This window comes from Ruixingdingia sedimenti, assembly GCF_031432425.1.
Taxonomy (GTDB): domain Bacteria; phylum Pseudomonadota; class Alphaproteobacteria; order Rhodobacterales; family Rhodobacteraceae; genus Ruixingdingia; species Ruixingdingia sedimenti.
The window spans coordinates 11772-27715 of record NZ_JAVKPH010000039.1 but is presented as its reverse complement, the minus strand read 5'-3'; the positions used below and the strand labels follow the sequence as shown (position 1 = coordinate 27715).

The 15944-nt window shown below is 62.7% G+C and carries 16 protein-coding genes and 1 pseudogene; 10 read left to right on the top strand and 7 right to left on the bottom strand.

Annotation, left to right across the window (positions count from 1 at the left end; translation table 11 throughout):
• Window positions 1–331: 331 nt before the first annotated feature.
• The 5 genes from RGD00_RS20300 to RGD00_RS20280 form a co-directional block, all read right to left on the bottom strand.
• The gene (locus RGD00_RS20300; protein WP_073067680.1) at window positions 332–1249 is read right to left on the bottom strand and encodes a nucleotidyl transferase AbiEii/AbiGii toxin family protein; all 918 of its coding nucleotides are present in this window, start codon (window positions 1247–1249) and stop codon (window positions 332–334) included.
• Entirely contained in the window at window positions 1239–2060 is an 822-nt protein-coding gene (locus RGD00_RS20295) for a type IV toxin-antitoxin system AbiEi family antitoxin (RefSeq protein ID WP_073067677.1), read from the bottom strand. The genes RGD00_RS20300 and RGD00_RS20295 overlap by 11 nt, the downstream gene beginning before the upstream one ends.
• 179 nt (window positions 2061–2239) lie before the next feature.
• Window positions 2240–3205: a response regulator gene (locus RGD00_RS20290; RefSeq protein ID WP_073067675.1), complete on the bottom strand. Its 966-nt coding sequence runs from the start codon at window positions 3203–3205 to the stop codon at window positions 2240–2242.
• Complete coding sequence (locus RGD00_RS20285) at window positions 3202–4533, bottom strand: sensor histidine kinase (protein ID WP_310459076.1); 1332 nt, start codon at window positions 4531–4533, stop codon at window positions 3202–3204. The genes RGD00_RS20290 and RGD00_RS20285 overlap by 4 nt, the downstream gene beginning before the upstream one ends.
• Window positions 4530–5012 carry a putative pterin-binding protein gene (locus RGD00_RS20280; RefSeq protein ID WP_084732134.1) on the bottom strand — a complete coding sequence of 161 codons (483 nt, stop codon included), beginning with the start codon at window positions 5010–5012 and terminating at the stop codon, window positions 4530–4532. Before RGD00_RS20280 ends, RGD00_RS20285 begins: the two co-directional genes overlap by 4 nt.
• A gap of 90 nt (window positions 5013–5102) precedes the next feature.
• Here RGD00_RS20280 and RGD00_RS20275 point away from each other — a divergent pair, with 90 nt between their 5' ends.
• The 10 genes and pseudogenes from RGD00_RS20275 to RGD00_RS20230 all read left to right on the top strand — a co-directional run bounded on the left by RGD00_RS20275 (window position 5103) and on the right by RGD00_RS20230 (window position 13273).
• Window positions 5103–5627 carry a hypothetical protein gene (locus RGD00_RS20275; protein WP_310459075.1) on the top strand — a complete coding sequence of 175 codons (525 nt, stop codon included), beginning with the start codon at window positions 5103–5105 and terminating at the stop codon, window positions 5625–5627.
• Window positions 5614–6198 (top strand): hypothetical protein, encoded by a 585-nt coding sequence (locus RGD00_RS20270; RefSeq protein WP_310459074.1) that lies wholly within the window; start codon window positions 5614–5616, stop codon window positions 6196–6198. The genes RGD00_RS20275 and RGD00_RS20270 overlap by 14 nt, the downstream gene beginning before the upstream one ends.
• An 8-nt stretch (window positions 6199–6206) precedes the next feature.
• The gene (locus RGD00_RS20265) at window positions 6207–6686 is read left to right on the top strand and encodes a hypothetical protein (RefSeq protein ID WP_073067668.1); all 480 of its coding nucleotides are present in this window, start codon (window positions 6207–6209) and stop codon (window positions 6684–6686) included.
• Window positions 6683–7210, top strand: a complete 528-nt coding sequence (locus RGD00_RS20260; RefSeq protein ID WP_073067666.1) for a hypothetical protein — start codon at window positions 6683–6685, stop codon at window positions 7208–7210. The genes RGD00_RS20265 and RGD00_RS20260 overlap by 4 nt, the downstream gene beginning before the upstream one ends.
• A complete protein-coding gene (locus tag RGD00_RS20255; protein ID WP_073067664.1) occupies window positions 7207–7731 on the top strand; it encodes a hypothetical protein in 525 nt (174 codons plus the stop codon). Before RGD00_RS20260 ends, RGD00_RS20255 begins: the two co-directional genes overlap by 4 nt.
• 26 nt (window positions 7732–7757) lie before the next feature.
• On the top strand, window positions 7758–8729 hold the full coding sequence (locus RGD00_RS20250) for a hypothetical protein (protein WP_073067662.1): 972 nt from the start codon (window positions 7758–7760) through the stop codon (window positions 8727–8729).
• Window positions 8630–9322 (top strand): annotated as a pseudogene (locus RGD00_RS23555) (vWA domain-containing protein); the annotation flags it as partial. The gene RGD00_RS20250 and the pseudogene RGD00_RS23555, both read left to right, overlap by 100 nt.
• Window positions 9323–11593: 2271 nt before the next feature.
• Window positions 11594–12088, top strand: a complete 495-nt coding sequence (locus RGD00_RS20240) for a hypothetical protein (RefSeq protein ID WP_073067658.1) — start codon at window positions 11594–11596, stop codon at window positions 12086–12088.
• 71 nt (window positions 12089–12159) lie between these two features.
• Entirely contained in the window at window positions 12160–12570 is a 411-nt protein-coding gene (locus RGD00_RS20235) for a hypothetical protein (protein WP_073067656.1), read from the top strand.
• Window positions 12571–12598: 28 nt separating this feature from the next.
• The gene (locus RGD00_RS20230) at window positions 12599–13273 is read left to right on the top strand and encodes a hypothetical protein (RefSeq protein ID WP_073067654.1); all 675 of its coding nucleotides are present in this window, start codon (window positions 12599–12601) and stop codon (window positions 13271–13273) included.
• Here the strand turns inward: RGD00_RS20230 and istB are convergent.
• Together istB and istA are read right to left on the bottom strand one after the other, a co-directional pair.
• Entirely contained in the window at window positions 13251–13985 is a 735-nt protein-coding gene (istB, locus tag RGD00_RS20225) for an IS21-like element helper ATPase IstB (RefSeq protein ID WP_035033516.1), read from the bottom strand. The two genes, RGD00_RS20230 and istB, sit on opposite strands and share 23 nt — an antisense overlap.
• On the bottom strand, window positions 13918–15486 hold the full coding sequence (gene istA, locus RGD00_RS20220; RefSeq protein ID WP_310459072.1) for an IS21 family transposase: 1569 nt from the start codon (window positions 15484–15486) through the stop codon (window positions 13918–13920). Before istA ends, istB begins: the two co-directional genes overlap by 68 nt.
• Window positions 15487–15944: the final 458 nt, after the last annotated feature.

Here is a 15944-nt window from a genome sequence, read left to right as displayed (position 1 = left end):
CACCTCCAACGCTCATGCGCCCGGAGAATGGCCCGGTCAGATCAGAAGCGGCAGGAGGGGATCAGCGTCGCGCTTACAGTGCTTCCACGGGCCTTGGAAATGCAAACACCGCCCCGAGGGGCGGCGTATAAGCGTTTGGAAACGCGAAGGATTTTGGTTGCGGGGGCGCGCAACCAACGATACTTGCGATTGGTCGAACGCCAGATCCCCAAACTCGCCGCTTAATGTAACTCATTGGAGCCGTTTGGGAAACCCAGCTTTCGAACTATCCATGCCTCTCATTTGACAAAGACCGGTCAGTCCCCAAACGGAGCGACAGCCGTATTGGAGACTAACTGAACAGCGCTTCCAGCGCCAATCGGTGCTCCGCATGTTTGGCCGGGTTATCGCTCTTCAGCTTCCTTAAATTGATCAGCTTCCAACGAACCGCAGGCAGGTCGGCCGCCCGCAGCCTCTCGATCACGCCGAAGTCAGGCGTGCCGTCATGCAGCCTCAGGAGAAACGTCCTGACCTTTTCGTCGAGACGAGACCGGATATCCGCTACCAGCCGCTCTCGTGTTTCGAGAAGGTCGTCGAGGTTGGCACGCACCTTCGTCATGCCCTCGAACTCTTTCGTATAGGGCTCGTCAAGGTCGATGAAGTTCGGGTCCAGCAGTTCATGCGCCGGGCGCGATGAGCAGGCGATGTAGATCAGGAAGGTCCGGAACAGATCCTCTGTCAGACCTTCATTTTCATAGAGCAGCTTGATGTCGTAAAGATCACGCGGATGCTGACGATCTACTGCGGCGTGCAACTTGCCGCCGAACAGGTCTTCGAAGGAAACGACCTGCATCTCCGCATAACCAAATTCATCCGCCACCGCATCTGACACCGGACGCATCTCGGGATCATGCACGACGCCGCGCATGACAGGCGATGTCTCGATCTTGATCTCGGCGCCGCCCAGACGAGCGAGAACGCGAGTGGCACCCCCTCCCCCACCCTGGATGCGCTGCGTCTTCGCACCGGCTATGCTGCCTTCGATGGCGGCGTCCATGCGGTCCATCGCTTCGTTGATCTCTGCGAGGCTTTCGCCACGATCCTTGATCGGCAGATAGGTCAGATCGATGTCGACCGACAGACGAGGCAGATCACGGTAGAACAGGTTGATTGCCGTGCCGCCTTTGAGCGCGAACACCTTTTCCTTGGCAACATGCGGGAGCAAGCGCATGAGCAGCGCGACCTGGGCTTCATAATCCTCACGCGCCATCGCCGGCCCCGGTCGCTACAAACTCCTCCGGCACCACGATGCGGTAGCGCGGGTGTATCCTGCCACCCTTGACCAGAGCGCGGTCGCCACGGCCGAGGTTGAACTCCGCGGGATCAAGACGTTTGCGCCAGGGATGATCGTGGCGATCAGCAAAAACGAAGAACAGCCGCTTCACCTTGATCTTCCTGCAACTGCGCAGCAGCGCCGCCAGCATCTTCGGGCGCAGCGTCGTCAGGCTCTCGAACACCATGTCGAGATTGTGGAAGCTCTCGTGGTCGGGCAACTCGTCCATGGCTTCCATGATCGCCCGTTCGGGAGACGACATCCTGAGTTGCCAGTCCCAGGGAACGGTTTGCCCTGCACCCGTGCTGTCATCGGGAAGACCAAGCTGCGGATCGGCAAAGAGGGACCTGTTGCGCGTCTCAATCGGCGCATTCAGCGGCAGCTTCGAAAGCCAGTTCGGTATGGCTTCACCGTAAGTCCATACCGGGGCGTTGCCGCCCAGACGCAGATAGTGGCCGTGACCCTGCTGGGTGAGCGCGGTCATACCGCCGACATGGACATCGTAGCGCATGATCTGCTGGACCGAGAGCAGGCAGATCTTCCAATCGATCGTATCCGACGCAGAAGCGCCCGGTGACGGGCGACGGAAAACGCCGCGGGTCAGACGCTCGAGCCAGCCGCGCTTGACGTAGTCACGAAAGGTCTCGTAGGCGATGCCATGCGCGGTAAGCCATGCTGCATCGACCAGATACCCGGAGGGCACTGCATCAAGGACCTTCTTCAGGTTTTGTGCTCGTTCGGCCACCATGACGCCTATAATGGCACCTTTCCAAAGCACACGCTATATGGGTCTTTAAGAAATGCCCAAATTCAGTGCTCCCAGCACTCTAGTCAGGGGTTTCTCAAAGGAAGCTCGGCGCGTACGATATCCTGTGTAGGCCGAGACATAGCGAGCCGGCGTGACCGACGGTGGGTGACGCGGAGACTTTACATTTCGCAGTGCTGCGCCAGCGGAACAGACAGAATCAACGCCACTAGTTCCGCCTGCCTTTGTACGCCGGTCTTGGCGAAGATGTTTCGCAGATGAAAGGCGACCGTCGTGCCCGAGATCGTCAACCGGTCCGCTATCTGGCTACGGCGCAGTCCTTCGGCCAGCAAATGCGCGACCTGGGCTTCCATCGGGGTCAAGTCGAACAGCTGGCCAAGAGTCGTATTGTCCAGAGGAGGCTGACCATCGCCGCCGCTCAGTATCAGCATGGCAACCGCCTCATCATGGTGGGCGCGCGCCGGAAGCGACATCCCTGCGACCACGAGTTGGCGCCTGTCTAGACGCAGGCCAGCCGTAGCCATCCCTTCATCCGAAATCAGCGCAGCGATCAGCGCGGTCAGTTTCCGGCCATCCTCACCGCCGGTGGTGATGCGCCCGCCAAGCACGATGCCAGCCTCGTCCGACAGGCGCCGGGCGAGAGGATTGGCATGGACCACTCCGCCATTGGCGTCGAGCAGCACCACGCCGATGGCCAGGCGATCGAGCGCGGTCAGACCGGAACGGTCTCCCGGCATTGCGCGTAACCGCTGCATCCGCTTCAGGCGCGATTCTACGGTCGCACGCAACAGGTCGTAGTCAATGGGCTTGGTCAGATAGTCGTCGGCCCCAGCAATGCGCCCGTCGATCATCTGCTGGCGTGAAGACAGGGCGGTCAGGAAGACGAAGGGCACGTCGTCGAGATCGGGGTGAGTCTTGCGCAAATGGGATATGAACCCTCTTCCATCCATGCCGGGCATCAGGATGTCGCACAGGATCAGATCGGGGCGCCGGCTTTCCAGAATGGCCAGCGCCTCACGCGCATCAGCGGCAGCCGCCACGGCATAGCCGGCCTCGTGCAGTTCGAACGCGATATCGTCGCGCAGCGACGGCTCGTCCTCCACGCACAGGATCAGTGGCGCGGTCATGCGGAGACCTCCCTCGGCAGGTAAAGCGCGGCGGTCAGACCGCCTCCGGCACGCTGTGTCAGGTTCACATCACCTCCCTGCATCCGGGCAAGATGGCGCGCAAGCGTCAGCCCCAGCCCAGAGCCAGGCAGGGTTTCGTGCCCACTCCCACGGTGGAACCTGTCGAAGGCGCGTGCGATCTCTTCAGGCGACATGCCTCTCCCCCGGTCCTCGATCCGGCAGACGATGTGAGTCTGCGATTGCGACACCTCGACATCGACGCGGCAATCGAGAGGAGAATACAAAAGCGCATTGCGGAGCAGGTTGGACAGGATTTCGCCGGTCAACGCCGGATCGCAGAGCGCGACCATCGGCGCTGCCTGCGCCGGCGGCCGGATACGGGACGGGTTGCGGCCCTGCGCCACCATCAGGTCGTCAATGACCGCGGCCGCCAGATCATGCAGGTCATGAGCACCGAGATGGGGAAGAACTCCGTCACGTTCCAGCCGTGACATCATCAGGGCGGTATCCGTCAGCTTCACGAGCCGCGCAACCGCCTCGCGCGAGACGGCCGCCTTTTCCGAAACCAATTCCGGCGAAACCGGCCCGCCGCGCCGGGTCAGGCGGTGCATGGCGCTGTCGATCACAGCCAGCGGCGTGCGGAGTTGATGGGCAATCAGATCGGCGAATCGGCGGTGGTTTTCGGAGGTTTCGCGTTCTCGCTCCAGATCGCCGGCCAGCTTTTCAGCCCGGAGGCGATCCAGCCGTCCCCTCATCAACCGCCTTTCGCGATCGATCAGGATCGCGGCCAATCCCAGTCCCGCCAATGCAGCTCCCAGTACCGACACCAGCGCAAGCCGGTGCAGATGTCCCAGACGGTCCAGCCGCTCAGCCTGAATCTGCCATTCGTGGGACATTACCAGACTGGCCTTGCCCCGCAGCGCCGCGACCAGCGCCGTGACATGCGCCCGCAGCGCGGCCATATCGGCCCCCTGCGCGGGGTCAAGCGCCAGAAGGCCGCTGCGCCAATCAGCAAGCGTTTCGGAAACCCCCGCATCTTCGAGAAAGCGGCGTTGTGGACCCTCTTCCAGCAGCGTCAGCCGGGAAAGCAAGACGTCAAAACGGGTCTGAATCTGTTGCGCCGCCGCCTCGTCAGAAAGCGTGAGCGCGAGATTCAAAGCCTCGATCTGTGCCTGGCCAAAGACCCAGATCATGTTTTCGCTCGCACCGATCCGCATCTGACGTTCCAACTGAACTAGCTGCCACGCAGCCAGACCCAGAAGGCCCAGGCAGACCAGAACCAGACCGCCCAGCCCCAGATATCGTATCCACTCTTGGCGGGTGGTCATTGCACATGCAGCGCGACAAGCTGCCAGACCCATCGCATGTCATAGCGGATATCGGCCAGGACCCCATGATCGTCGCGCGGGTAGACGATCCAGACCGGGCCCTTGTCGCGCGGGGTCAAAGGTACACCATCCATGTAAAGCGCGGCCAGAACGTCAAACTGGTAAAAATCCTCAATGGGGATATCGACGACATAATCGTTCAATGCCGCGGCGCGCACTTGGCTGCCCTCGGCCCCGGCGTGGGCAAGGATGTCGCGCATCAGCACGCCGCGAAACTCTGGCTGGTGATCTGTGACGCTGGTCGATGTGGCAAACTCATGCCAGTCCATCGCATCGAAATCCGCGCGCGTCAGCTCCACCCTGCCATCCGTGACCGCCCCGGTCAGGGTCAGCAGAACGTTCTCGGCGGCCGCCGGCACGGAGCTGAGCAAAAGCGCTGCGATCAGCGCGGTTCGAGCGATGCGATGCCGCAAGTTCATCACCACAACCTGACGTAAAAACCCGGTTCCTGTGCAACTTTAGCACAAAAGACCGCACGTTCCCCGTTCAAACGAACGGGGCCGCCAGTCATGAGCAAAGATATACTCGGGATTAAACAACAGGAGGAACGGCACTTGTCCATTTTCTCGACCATGTACCGGGCAGGCGCCCCCCTTCTGATCGCCCTGCTGGCGCTGCCGGCGCTGGCCGACGAACCGGGTGGGCTGGTTACCGGCAGTTTCGGCGATCAACCGCTGGAACTGACCGTTGCCCCTGAGTTGTCCGGCGCGACAGTCATCGGCAACTACGCCGATGTCTCACTCCTTGCCGCACAGATGGAGGGCGATCTGGGACCGGTCAATCTGGAACTGGTGATCAACGGCGAATTGCCCGCCCCAAGCGAGGTGGCGTTGACGATCACCTTTGCTCGCGACATGGGACGGAACTGGAGCGGCGATCAGGACAGCCTGACACTGACACTGGACGAGTTCACGCCGGGCGACGGGATCGTCGCCTTGAAGGGTACGCTCACCGGGCAAGTCAGCGGCGGCCCCGCTTCCGAAACCCGGCCTGTCACTTTCAGCTTCGACACCCGGCTTGATGAGCTTGACTGAAATGGCTGGACGCGCCTTGGCCCGAACTGCGGCCCTGCTGATCGCTACGGCAGCTTCAGCACTGGCCGGTGAGCCGCCCAACCCAGTCTGCCATGCTGACGTCCACCGGGCGGGCAATTTTGACCTGCGACAGATAGGTCCGCTGATCGCGGGAACGTGGACCGAATCCGCCATCGGAACAAGTGTGGCAATAGGCGTTCAGGAGAGCACTTTCGAGATCATCTATGATCGGAACCGCAACCGTTTGTATATGGGTCAGGACGGCATTCAGACTGAGCTGGTGCCGGTTCGAGGTGGGAACAAGCCGCTGCGCTTTGACTTTGTGCGTGGCGAACCAATGGACCCGCAGTTTCATATGTTGACTTCAACGGGTTCCGAGCCTCCCGCAGAGCCCTTCGAATGGGCGTTGGTTCAGGATTGCCAGATTGCCTCGGCGCCGCAATTCGAATGGCAATTCGGGTCCGGTGCGCGGCGCTCGGACGGGATCATCAGTTTCTTCTCGGCCAATGAGGCGATGGGAACAAAACGCAATTCGGCGCGGGGAGTCCGTGAACAACTGATCAGCCGATAGGAATGACAATGAAGGTGCTTATCCCGCTTCTCCTGGCCCTCAGCTTCGCAACCCCGGCTGGTGCATTGGAGGCCATCGGCGAGATCAGAGCAAACCTGGACGGTGAAGAATTGAATTGGAAGGTGCTGCGTCAGGATGATGGCTCGGCGATGGTGCAGATCACCGATATCGGTCCGCTGACCATGATCGAACTGCATGCGCTTGGTGACGGCAGCATTTCCATCGGCCTGATCTTTCACGGTAAGCCTTCCGGAGATACGCCGCCCGCCGGTCTAACCATCGAAATACGGCCCGATCGCGGGGCGTTGGCAGGCGCGGTCTGGGAAAGCGAGGACGAGTCACCGCAGATGTCGATCGACCTGCTGGACCTTGAGGATGAACGCCGCATCCAGGCCAATTTTTCGGCAACCCTATGCCGCCGGGATGCCCCTGACGACTGTCGCGACGTCGAGGGGCGGATCGACACGTCGTTGGGTGCCGGCCCATGACGCTGGCCGAATTTCTGGCTGATCCGCTGCGCGTGACGCAAGATTCCGACAACGTGCTTGAGATCGAGAACCGTCCGATCCGGCGGGCTGCGATCGCCGCAGTGGCGATCCTGGTGGCGATCGCGGCGGGCCTCGCGGCAATCGTGGATGGTGCCACCGGAACGGGGATCATCGTGCTGGCCATGGTGGGCCTGATCGGCTGGCTTTACCTGCACGAGGTGGTGCAACTGACACAGTTGCGCCTGGATCGCGATGCCGTGCTTGCCCGACTGCGCGTGACCACGTTGCGCGGGCGACGCGAAGAGACATGCGCCCTCGCGGACCTGCACAAGGTGGAAAGCGTCGCGCAATATGGAACGGCTGCGGGAAACGATGAGACCCGGCTGGTCCTAATATGCGGATCGGGACCGGAGCGGCGTGAGATCGTCGTGCCGATGTTCCGGCCGGACCCCGAGGAGGTGGCGAATCTGACGGGCCTCATCAATGGCTGGCTGTCCCGCCGCGAACGAACGGGCCCCTCATGAGCATCGAGACGAATACGCCCGATCTGCTGGAACTGGAACTTGGGATACCGCGCTTCATCCTGTGGTTCGTCATGCTGCCTGTCCTGCCGATCACGCTGATCGGGCTTGCCAATCTGATCGGCGGCGAGTTCCTGACCGCGTTGGTGCTGCTGGTCGGGCTGAACGGGGCCTTCATCGCGGGATACATTGCCCTGTCCGAGCGCACGCGGCTCCGGCTGGATGCGGGGACGGGGCTGGCCAGCATCACCCGGACATCGCGCCTCGGCACACGCCGGCGGGACTATCCGCTGGAGGCGCTGGACAGTGCCGAACTTGACCGCAGCCACACCGCGCGAGAGGACCGCAGCACCTCGAAGGTGGTTCTGGTCTTTCGCGACACGCGCCCGGCCACACGAGTCACGCTGTCGCGGTGGAGCGTGTCCGGCGACGGGCCCGCGCTAGTCGCCAATGACATCAACGCCTGGCTGCGGCGCCATTTCGGGGACGAAGCGACCGCCCCCGGCCGTCACCTCTCAGACTGATCGACACCCGAAAGGAAACCGGAGCTTTGTGGGATTTCAATATCGGACAGGCGTTCAGCCTGATGATGCGGACGCTGCCTTTCGTGCTCTTGCGAGCGGCGGTCTATTTCGGGATCACGCTGGCCTATATCCTTGCGACCGGCGCCGGCGTCGTGATCGGCTGGGGCGTCGGCGCCTTCGGGGATGAAGATTTCCGCGCGACCGCTATGGCCTGGGGCGGCATGGCGGGGTTCGGTGTGACCGGCGCGGTAATGTATTGGCTGCGCGAGTACATCCTTTACGTCGTCAAGGCGGGTCACGTCGCGGTTTTGGTCGAGTTGATCGACGGCAGGCCTCTGCCGGAAGGGCGCGGTCAGATCGCCCATGCCACGACCGTGGTGAAAGAACGCTTCGGCCAGGCGTCGTTGCTCTTCGCGCTGGACCAATTGGTAAAGGGCGTTATTCGCGCCGTCACGGGGCTGGCGCGCGGCATCCTGTCGATCCTGCCAATCCCCTATGTCCGGCAGTTGATGGGCGTCGTCCAGGCATTCCTACGCATGGCGGTCGGGTTCATCGATGAGGTGATCCTCGCTCATGCGATCCGCACCCGCTCAACGGATGCCTGGGGATCGGCGCGTGAGGCGCTGGTGCTCTACGGCCAGAACTGGAAAGTGATGCTGCGCAACGCCGCCTGGCTGACGCTTTTTACCTACGGCCTCGCCTTTCTGATCTTCCTCGTGATGCTCGCCCCGGCTGCCGCACTGGTCTACGCCATCCCCGGTGCCTGGTCGGCGGGCGGCTTCGTCTTCGCGCTTCTGTTCGCATGGAGCGTCAAGGCGGCCTTCCTGGAACCCTTCGCCGTCACCTGCCTGATGCAGGTCTATTTCAAAACGACCGACGGCCAGCAGCCCGACCCGGAATGGGATGCGCGGCTGGAGCAGATGTCCTCGCATTTTCGCAAACTGAAAGAGCGCGCGGGCGCTCGCTTCGGAGCCACGCACAACGGAGAAGCCGCATGAAACCGCTCGTGACCGCCGGGCTTGCCGCCCTGACGTTATCCCTTGCAGCGCCGACGCTCGCCCAGGAACGCCAGAACACGATCCTCGTGCTGGATGCTTCGGGGTCGATGTGGGGCCAGATCGACGGGGTGAACAAGATCACCATCGCCCGTGAGGTGGTGGCCGACATCTTGTCGGATTTCTCCGCAGACCAGAATCTCGGCTTCGTCACCTACGGCCACCGCGAGCGCGGACAATGCTCGGATATCGAGACCGTTGTTGCGCCGGCGCCGGGCACCGCCGACGAGATTGCCCGGATCGTTAACGAACTGAACCCGCGCGGCATGACCCCGATGACCGATGCTGTCATCGCCGCTGCCCAAGCGCTGCGCCATACCGAACAGGCGGCAACCGTGATCCTCGTCTCGGACGGCATCGAAACCTGCAACCCCGATCCCTGCGCTGCCGCCCGCGCGCTGGAGGCGGCCGGCGTGGACTTCACCGCCCACGTCATCGGCTTCGACGTCAGGGGCGAGGCTGAGGCGCTGATGCAGATGCAATGTATCGCCGAGGAGACCGGCGGCCGCTTCCTGACCGCTGACAACGCCCGCGAACTGACCGACGCACTGCGTGAAGTCACCGCCGCGCCACCTTCGGGAACCTTCACCTTCACCGCCAATCTCGCTGGCGGGAAGATCGGCGACGAACCTATCTGGGACCAACCGTCGATGCCATTGGATATTCCCCTTCTGCCCGGCGAGGTGATTTGGGAAATCTCGGACACCGGATTCAACATGATGCGGACGGGCACCGCAAATCCCCTCACCGCCGATCTGCCGTTCGGCGATTATATCGTGACGGTCCATTCGACGGCTCAGGACGACTTCTCGCAGACCGAAATCAGTCTGGCATCGGACAGCGCAAGCAATGTCCACGCGATCTTCCCGCCTATCGCGCCAGAGCAGCCCCTCGCGCAGGTATTCGCTCCGGCGCAGGCCGTTGTCGGGTCCGCGTTCAGGGTGACATGGGAAGGCGAGGACCTGCATCCGCGCGATTACGTCACAATCGTGCCCGCCGATGCAGAGGACGGGATCTATGGCGACTACGATCGGCTTGAGGACCGGACCGAGGGCGAACTGCGCGCCCCGACCCAACCCGGCTTCTATGAGGTGCGGCTGCAACTCGACGCCGGCGACGGGGTTCTCGCTCGCACACCCATTGAGGTGGTCGATGCGGACGTCACCGTATCGGCGCCGGCACAGGTCGTCGTCGGGTCGGCTTTCCCCGTCACCTGGCAGGCCGAGGGCATGCATCCGCGCGATTACGTCACCATCGTCCCCGCGGGGGCGGAAGACGGAGCCTATGGCGATTACCACCGCATGGAAGGCGATGCCGAGGGCGAGTTGCGTGCGCCAGCCGAGCCGGGGCTTTATGAGGTGCGCCTGCAACTCGACGCCGGCGACCGAGTTCTCGCCCGCACACCCGTCGAGGTGGTCGATGCGGACGTCACCGTATCGGCGCCGGCACAGGTCGTCGTCGGGTCGGCTTTCCCCGTCACCTGGCAGGCCGGGGGCCTGCATCCGCGCGACTATGTCACCATCGTGCCCGCAGGCGCAGATGACGGAACGTATGGCGATTACGACCGCATGGAGGGCGATGCCGAGGGCGAGTTGCGTGCGCCGGTCGAGCCGGGGCTTTATGAGGTGCGCCTGCAACTCGACACCGGCGATCGGGTTCTCGCCCGCACACCCGTCGAGGTGGTCGATGCGGACGTCACCGTATCGGCGCCGGCACAGGTCGTCGTCGGATCGGCCTTCCCCGTCACCTGGCAGGCCGAGGGCCTGCATCCGCGCGATTACGTCACCATCGTGCCCGCAGGGGCAGATGACGGAGCCTATGGCGATTACCACCGCATGGAAGGCGATGCCGAGGGCGAGTTGCGTGCGCCGGCCGAGCCGGGGCTTTATGAGGTGCGCCTGCAACTCGACACCGGCGATCGGGTTCTCGCCCGCACACCCGTCGAGGTGGTCGATGCGGACGTCACCGTATCGGCGCCGGCACAGGTCGTCGTCGGATCGGCCTTCCCCGTCACCTGGCAGGCCGAGGGCCTGCATCCGCGCGATTACGTCACCATCGTGCCCGCAGGGGCAGATGACGGAGCCTATGGCGATTACCACCGCATGGAAGGCGATGCCGAGGGCGAGTTGCGTGCGCCGGCCGAACCGGGGCTTTACGAGGTACGCCTGCAACTCGACGCCGGCGACCGGGTTCTCGCCCGTGCGCCCGTCGAGGTGATCGAGGGTGATGTCTCGCTCAACGGACCCGACAGGGTGCGGGCCGAAACGGAAATCACCGTATCATGGAGCGGCGTCATCCATCCGCGCGATTACGTTGCCATCGTTCGAATCGGCACGCCCGACGGCGAGCAAAGCGGCTATCGCCGCATCGGCGATGCTGATCGCGGCACGTTCACCGCCCCGGCGGAGCCAGGCGCCTATGAAGTCCGTTACCATCTGGATCATGGCGATCGGGTCATGGCGCGCCGGCCGATCGAAGTTCTGGCGGCAGATGCGCCGATGGATGAGGGTGCCGGGCTCGTCGTGCCCGCCACCGCGAGGCCGGGCGAGACCATCGTCGTGCGCTGGACCGGCGGCGGCGAAAGCGAGGACCGGCGTGTTGCGCTGGCTCGCGCCGATCAGGCGGATTTCAGCTGGATCAGTTTCGCAAGCGCCGTCGGGATCGACAGCCTGGAGATCGAAATGCCGGATGCGCCCGGCACCTACGAAATCCGCTATCTGGACATAACGGAAAGGGCAGTTCTCGGCCGCGCGATCATCACGCTTGGCGAATGACGGGCGTCACAAAAATCAGGAGAATTCATAACCATGCTCAGATCAGTCATTACGGCATTTGGCCTTCTGGCCCTTGTCGTGCCTGCCGTAGCCGCAGAGCCGGGGGGAACGGCATCCGGGACGATCGCAGGCGAAGAGATTGAACTGTCGGTCTGGACAGAGCAGTCCGACTTCACGTCTTCAAGCTTTTCAATCTATTTTCGAGCACCGGCACTGAGGGAGCGCGGCCTGGGCAGCTTGTCCGTCGGCGCAGAGTGGATCGGCGATCTCGATGGTGGCTTCTTTTCCGCAGAAATCGACGTTCCAATTCTCAATACCGATCCGTATCGCGTTTACCGTGCGGACCTGGACGATGAACTCTCCCTGACAATTACGAGCGCCTCCTACCAAGGCGATGTGCTGGCAATCGCGGGCCAGGTGGAAGGTGTTCTAACCAGTATGGACCGGATTGCCCTTCGTAATCCTGACCCCGACGATACTCTCAGTGTTAGCCTGACGTTTGAAGCCGTATTGGGTGAGTTGCAGTGAGGACCGCGGCGTTTTCCCTAGTTGCGATCTGCCTTTCCGCACCTGTCCTCGCTCAGGAACCAGACGGGAGCATGACTGGGTTTCTGGACGGCGCGCCCACGTCCTGGCGCATCGACGCGGAGCGGTCGGAGTACCATTTCGAGAGCGATGATGTCGGCTCCCTGCGCATCTTCGCCGATCCGCAGGAGGTGCCGAAAGATATCGGCCCGATCCGTTTGCTAGTGATGATGGTCGAGGGAACGGCAAGCCTCCTCGAACTGCGGATCGAGGACGGAGCTGGAAATCCAGTTCTACGGCTCGCTGACGATACGGGGACGCGCACAATCCTGGATATCGAGCGCGACGGGGATGGCTCGCTGCGTTTCAACGGAGAGATCGAAGCGCACCTGGTGGCTCATCCGATGTCGGACCGGGTGCCGGGACAGCGCCATCCCCTCGTCCTTGATGTCGTGGAGGGCCAGATCACAGTCGCAGGGCACTAACCTGCTACGGTAAGGAGGAATGAAGCCGATGAAACGGGCCCTCGCGCTGACGATCGTTCTGGTCTGTGCCGCCGTGCCTGCCCTGGCACAGGATCGGAGCGACAGTTCGCCCCTTTGCGGCATGTCCTCGCCGACAGCGTGGCAGGAGTTGCGCGAGCGGTTCGTGGGCGACTGGCGCGTCGCCCACCTTTCCGGCTACGTCCTTGCCGGCGGGATGGTCATCCCCATGCAGCCCTCGCCCGAAACCGAGACCATGTCCATCTGGCTGCTGGGCGAGGATCTGCTGCTCGATCACCCCGAGATGACCGAACCGATGGCCGTCACCCTCGCGGACGAGGGTCGCTGGGTGATCGAGATCGACCACCCCAAGATCCCAGAGCCGGTGCTTACGCCGGACGATGCGGTCCTGGCATGGGCCGGAGACTGCGATCAGGAAGATCTGCCGCGCCTCGTCGGCCGAGGCGACGTGAGCATGGCGGGCGCGGTCATGGACATGACGCTGCGCATGCTGCCGGTCGATATGGATACGATGTCAATGACCGTGGAATCGGGACCCCGTATTTTCGCGCAAAAGGAACCCCGGTTTTGGGTTGATGGAGGGCACGACGGTGAGCGCCCGATCAGGCGAAGCTGGTCGGGGTTGCACAGCCTGATCGGGCGCGGCTCGTTTGCTTTCGGCTTTAGCTTTGAGAGCGGCTCTTGAAGCGCCAGGATTCGTTTCCGGTCTCGACGATCTCGCAGTGATGGGTAAGTCGATCGAGCAGCGCCGTGGTCATCTTGGCGTCGCCGAAGACGGTGGGCCATTCGCCGAACGCCAGGTTGGTGGTGATGATGACGCTGGTCCGCTCGTAGAGCTTCGAGACGAGATGGAAGAGCAACTGCCCGCCGGCCTGGGCGAAGGGCAGATAGCCGAGTTCGTCGAGCACGACGAAGTCGAGCCGGGTCAGGTGATCGGCAATGCGCCCCTGGCGGCCGGCACGGGTCTCGGTCTCCAGTCTGTTGACCAGGTCGACGACATTGAAGAAGCGGCCGCGCGCACCGTTGCGGATGAGCGCCCGGGCAATGGCGATGGCCAGATGGGATTTGCCCGTGCCGGTGCCGCCGACCAGGACGACGTTACGCTGATCGGCGACAAAGGCTCCGCCGGCAAGATCACGGATCAGGCTCTCGTTGACGGGCGTGCCGGTGAAGTCGAAGTCATCGATGTCCTTGGCCAATGGCAGCTTGGCGACGGTGAGCTGGTATTTGATGGAGCGGGCCTGCTTCTCGGATATCTCGGCCTGCAGCAGATCGCCGACGATCTTCGGTGGTTCGTGCTGGCGCTTGATGGCGACGCCCATGATCTCGTCATAGGCTGATCGCATCCCGTAGAGCTTCAGCGTGCCCATCAGTTCCAGAACCTCGGTGCGTTCCATGGCTGTTCGTCCTCCTGAGACTGTCATAGCGGGCGCAGTCGGCGATCGGCTCGTGAGCCAGCTTCAGCGCCTGGGGAATGGAAAGGATCGTGCCCGGCGCCGGGTCGCGGCGGCGGGCCAGGATGTTGAGGATCACCGCTGCCGACGAGACGCCGTGATCGAGCGCCTCCTGACAGGCCGCCTCGACCGCGTTCAATCCGTCGCTCAGCACACAGGTGAGGATCGACACCATCTGCCGGTCGCCGTCATCCACTGTCTTGAGCTTGCGACGCACCTTCTCCATGGCCGACGGCAGAACCCAGTTCTTGAACGGTGCGCCGTTGCGCAACCCGTCGGGTTTGCGGGCCAATACCGGGACGTAATGCCAAGGGTCGTAGATCACCTCGTTGCGGCCGAAGCAGCGGGCATGTTCGCCGACGACCACGCCGTCCTGGCGGATGACGATGCGATCGGCATAGGCATGGATCTCGACCGGCCGGCCGACGGCGCTCGACAGCACCGAGTATTTGTTGTTGTCGAAGCGCACCGTGCAGGTCTTCGACACCGAGGCCGGGACACAGTGGAAGCCGTCGAAGCGTCCGGCATATGGAATGAAGCTGCCGCGCTCCTCCTCGAACACCTCCCAGATCGTGCGGCCGTCCTGTTCGGGATGCCGGTGCGCCTTGGCCCAGGAGACGCATTTGTCGGCCAGCCAGCCGTTCAGGTCCTCCAGCGTCTTGAAGCGCAGACGCGGCGTGAAGAAGCGTTCTCGTACCAGCCCGACCTGATTCTCGACCTGGCCCTTCTCCCAACCCGACGCCGGCGTACAGGCCTCCGGTTCGACAAGGTAATGACCGCACATCTGCGCGAAGCGGCGGTTGTAGCGGCGATCCCTGCCGATGAAGATCGCGTCAACCGCCGTCTTCATGTTGTCGTAGATACCGCGCGTGCACGCCCCGCGGAAGAAGGCGAACGCCCGGTCATGGGCGTCGAACACCATCTCCTGCGTCTCGCGCGGATAGGCCCGAACGAAGAACATGCGGCTGTGACAGAGCCGCATGTGCGCCACCTTCACGGTCACCGTCACGCCGTCGAGCAGGACGACCTCGTGGCTCCAGTCGAACTGGTAGGCTTCGCCAGGCGCGAAGCTCAGCGGGATATAGGCCTCAGCCGCGGCGCTGCCGCGTTGCTCATCCCAATCCTGCGCGTGGCGCCACACCGAGCTGTAGCTGCCGTCATAGCCAAGGCCGCGAAGCTCCTCGAAGATCCGGATCAGCGTCAGCCGCTCACGCTGCGGCTTTGCCGCATTCGCCGACAGCAGCCCGTCCAACTTCTCACGCCAGGCTCCCATCCGGGGATACGGCTGATGCTTGCGCTCGTAGCGGAACTCGGTCTCGTCCGATCGCAGCACCTTGCGAACCACCTTCCGCGAGATCTTCAACTCCCGGCAGATCGCCTTGATCGACTTCCCCTGCACCAGCGACAGCCGGCGTATCTTTGCAATCGTCTCCACAACCAACATCCAAAACACAAATGCCTCCGATCAAACCGGACGCACTTTGATGACCCCACGTTAAGGGGTCCCGTTTGGACGAAAATTACCCCTCAACTGGGGCCCTCATTCCATGAAAAATCACACACGGACGGCGGGAAAGCCCAAATCGGTGGCCATAAGCGGCAATATCGCACAATCGGCGGCGAAGTGGCGAACCACGTGGGATTCATATACGTCGAAGTAGTCGGCTGGCGCTCAGGCCCACGATAAGCAATTTCGGCTTTCGGGAAGTCGCAACTGTCACTCGAACGTCGAAAATGCGGGCGCAAAGCCGTCGATCAAAGCTTGCAGTCTGAGCCGGCAAAGATGGTTGCGAGAGCGTGCAATCATCTTTGCCGGCGCCCCCCGTACCAAACGTAGTCCTCCTAATAAAACAACTTGTACCAGACGGTTTTGCAATTTTCAGAGTTGCGGCTTAGCGTCCA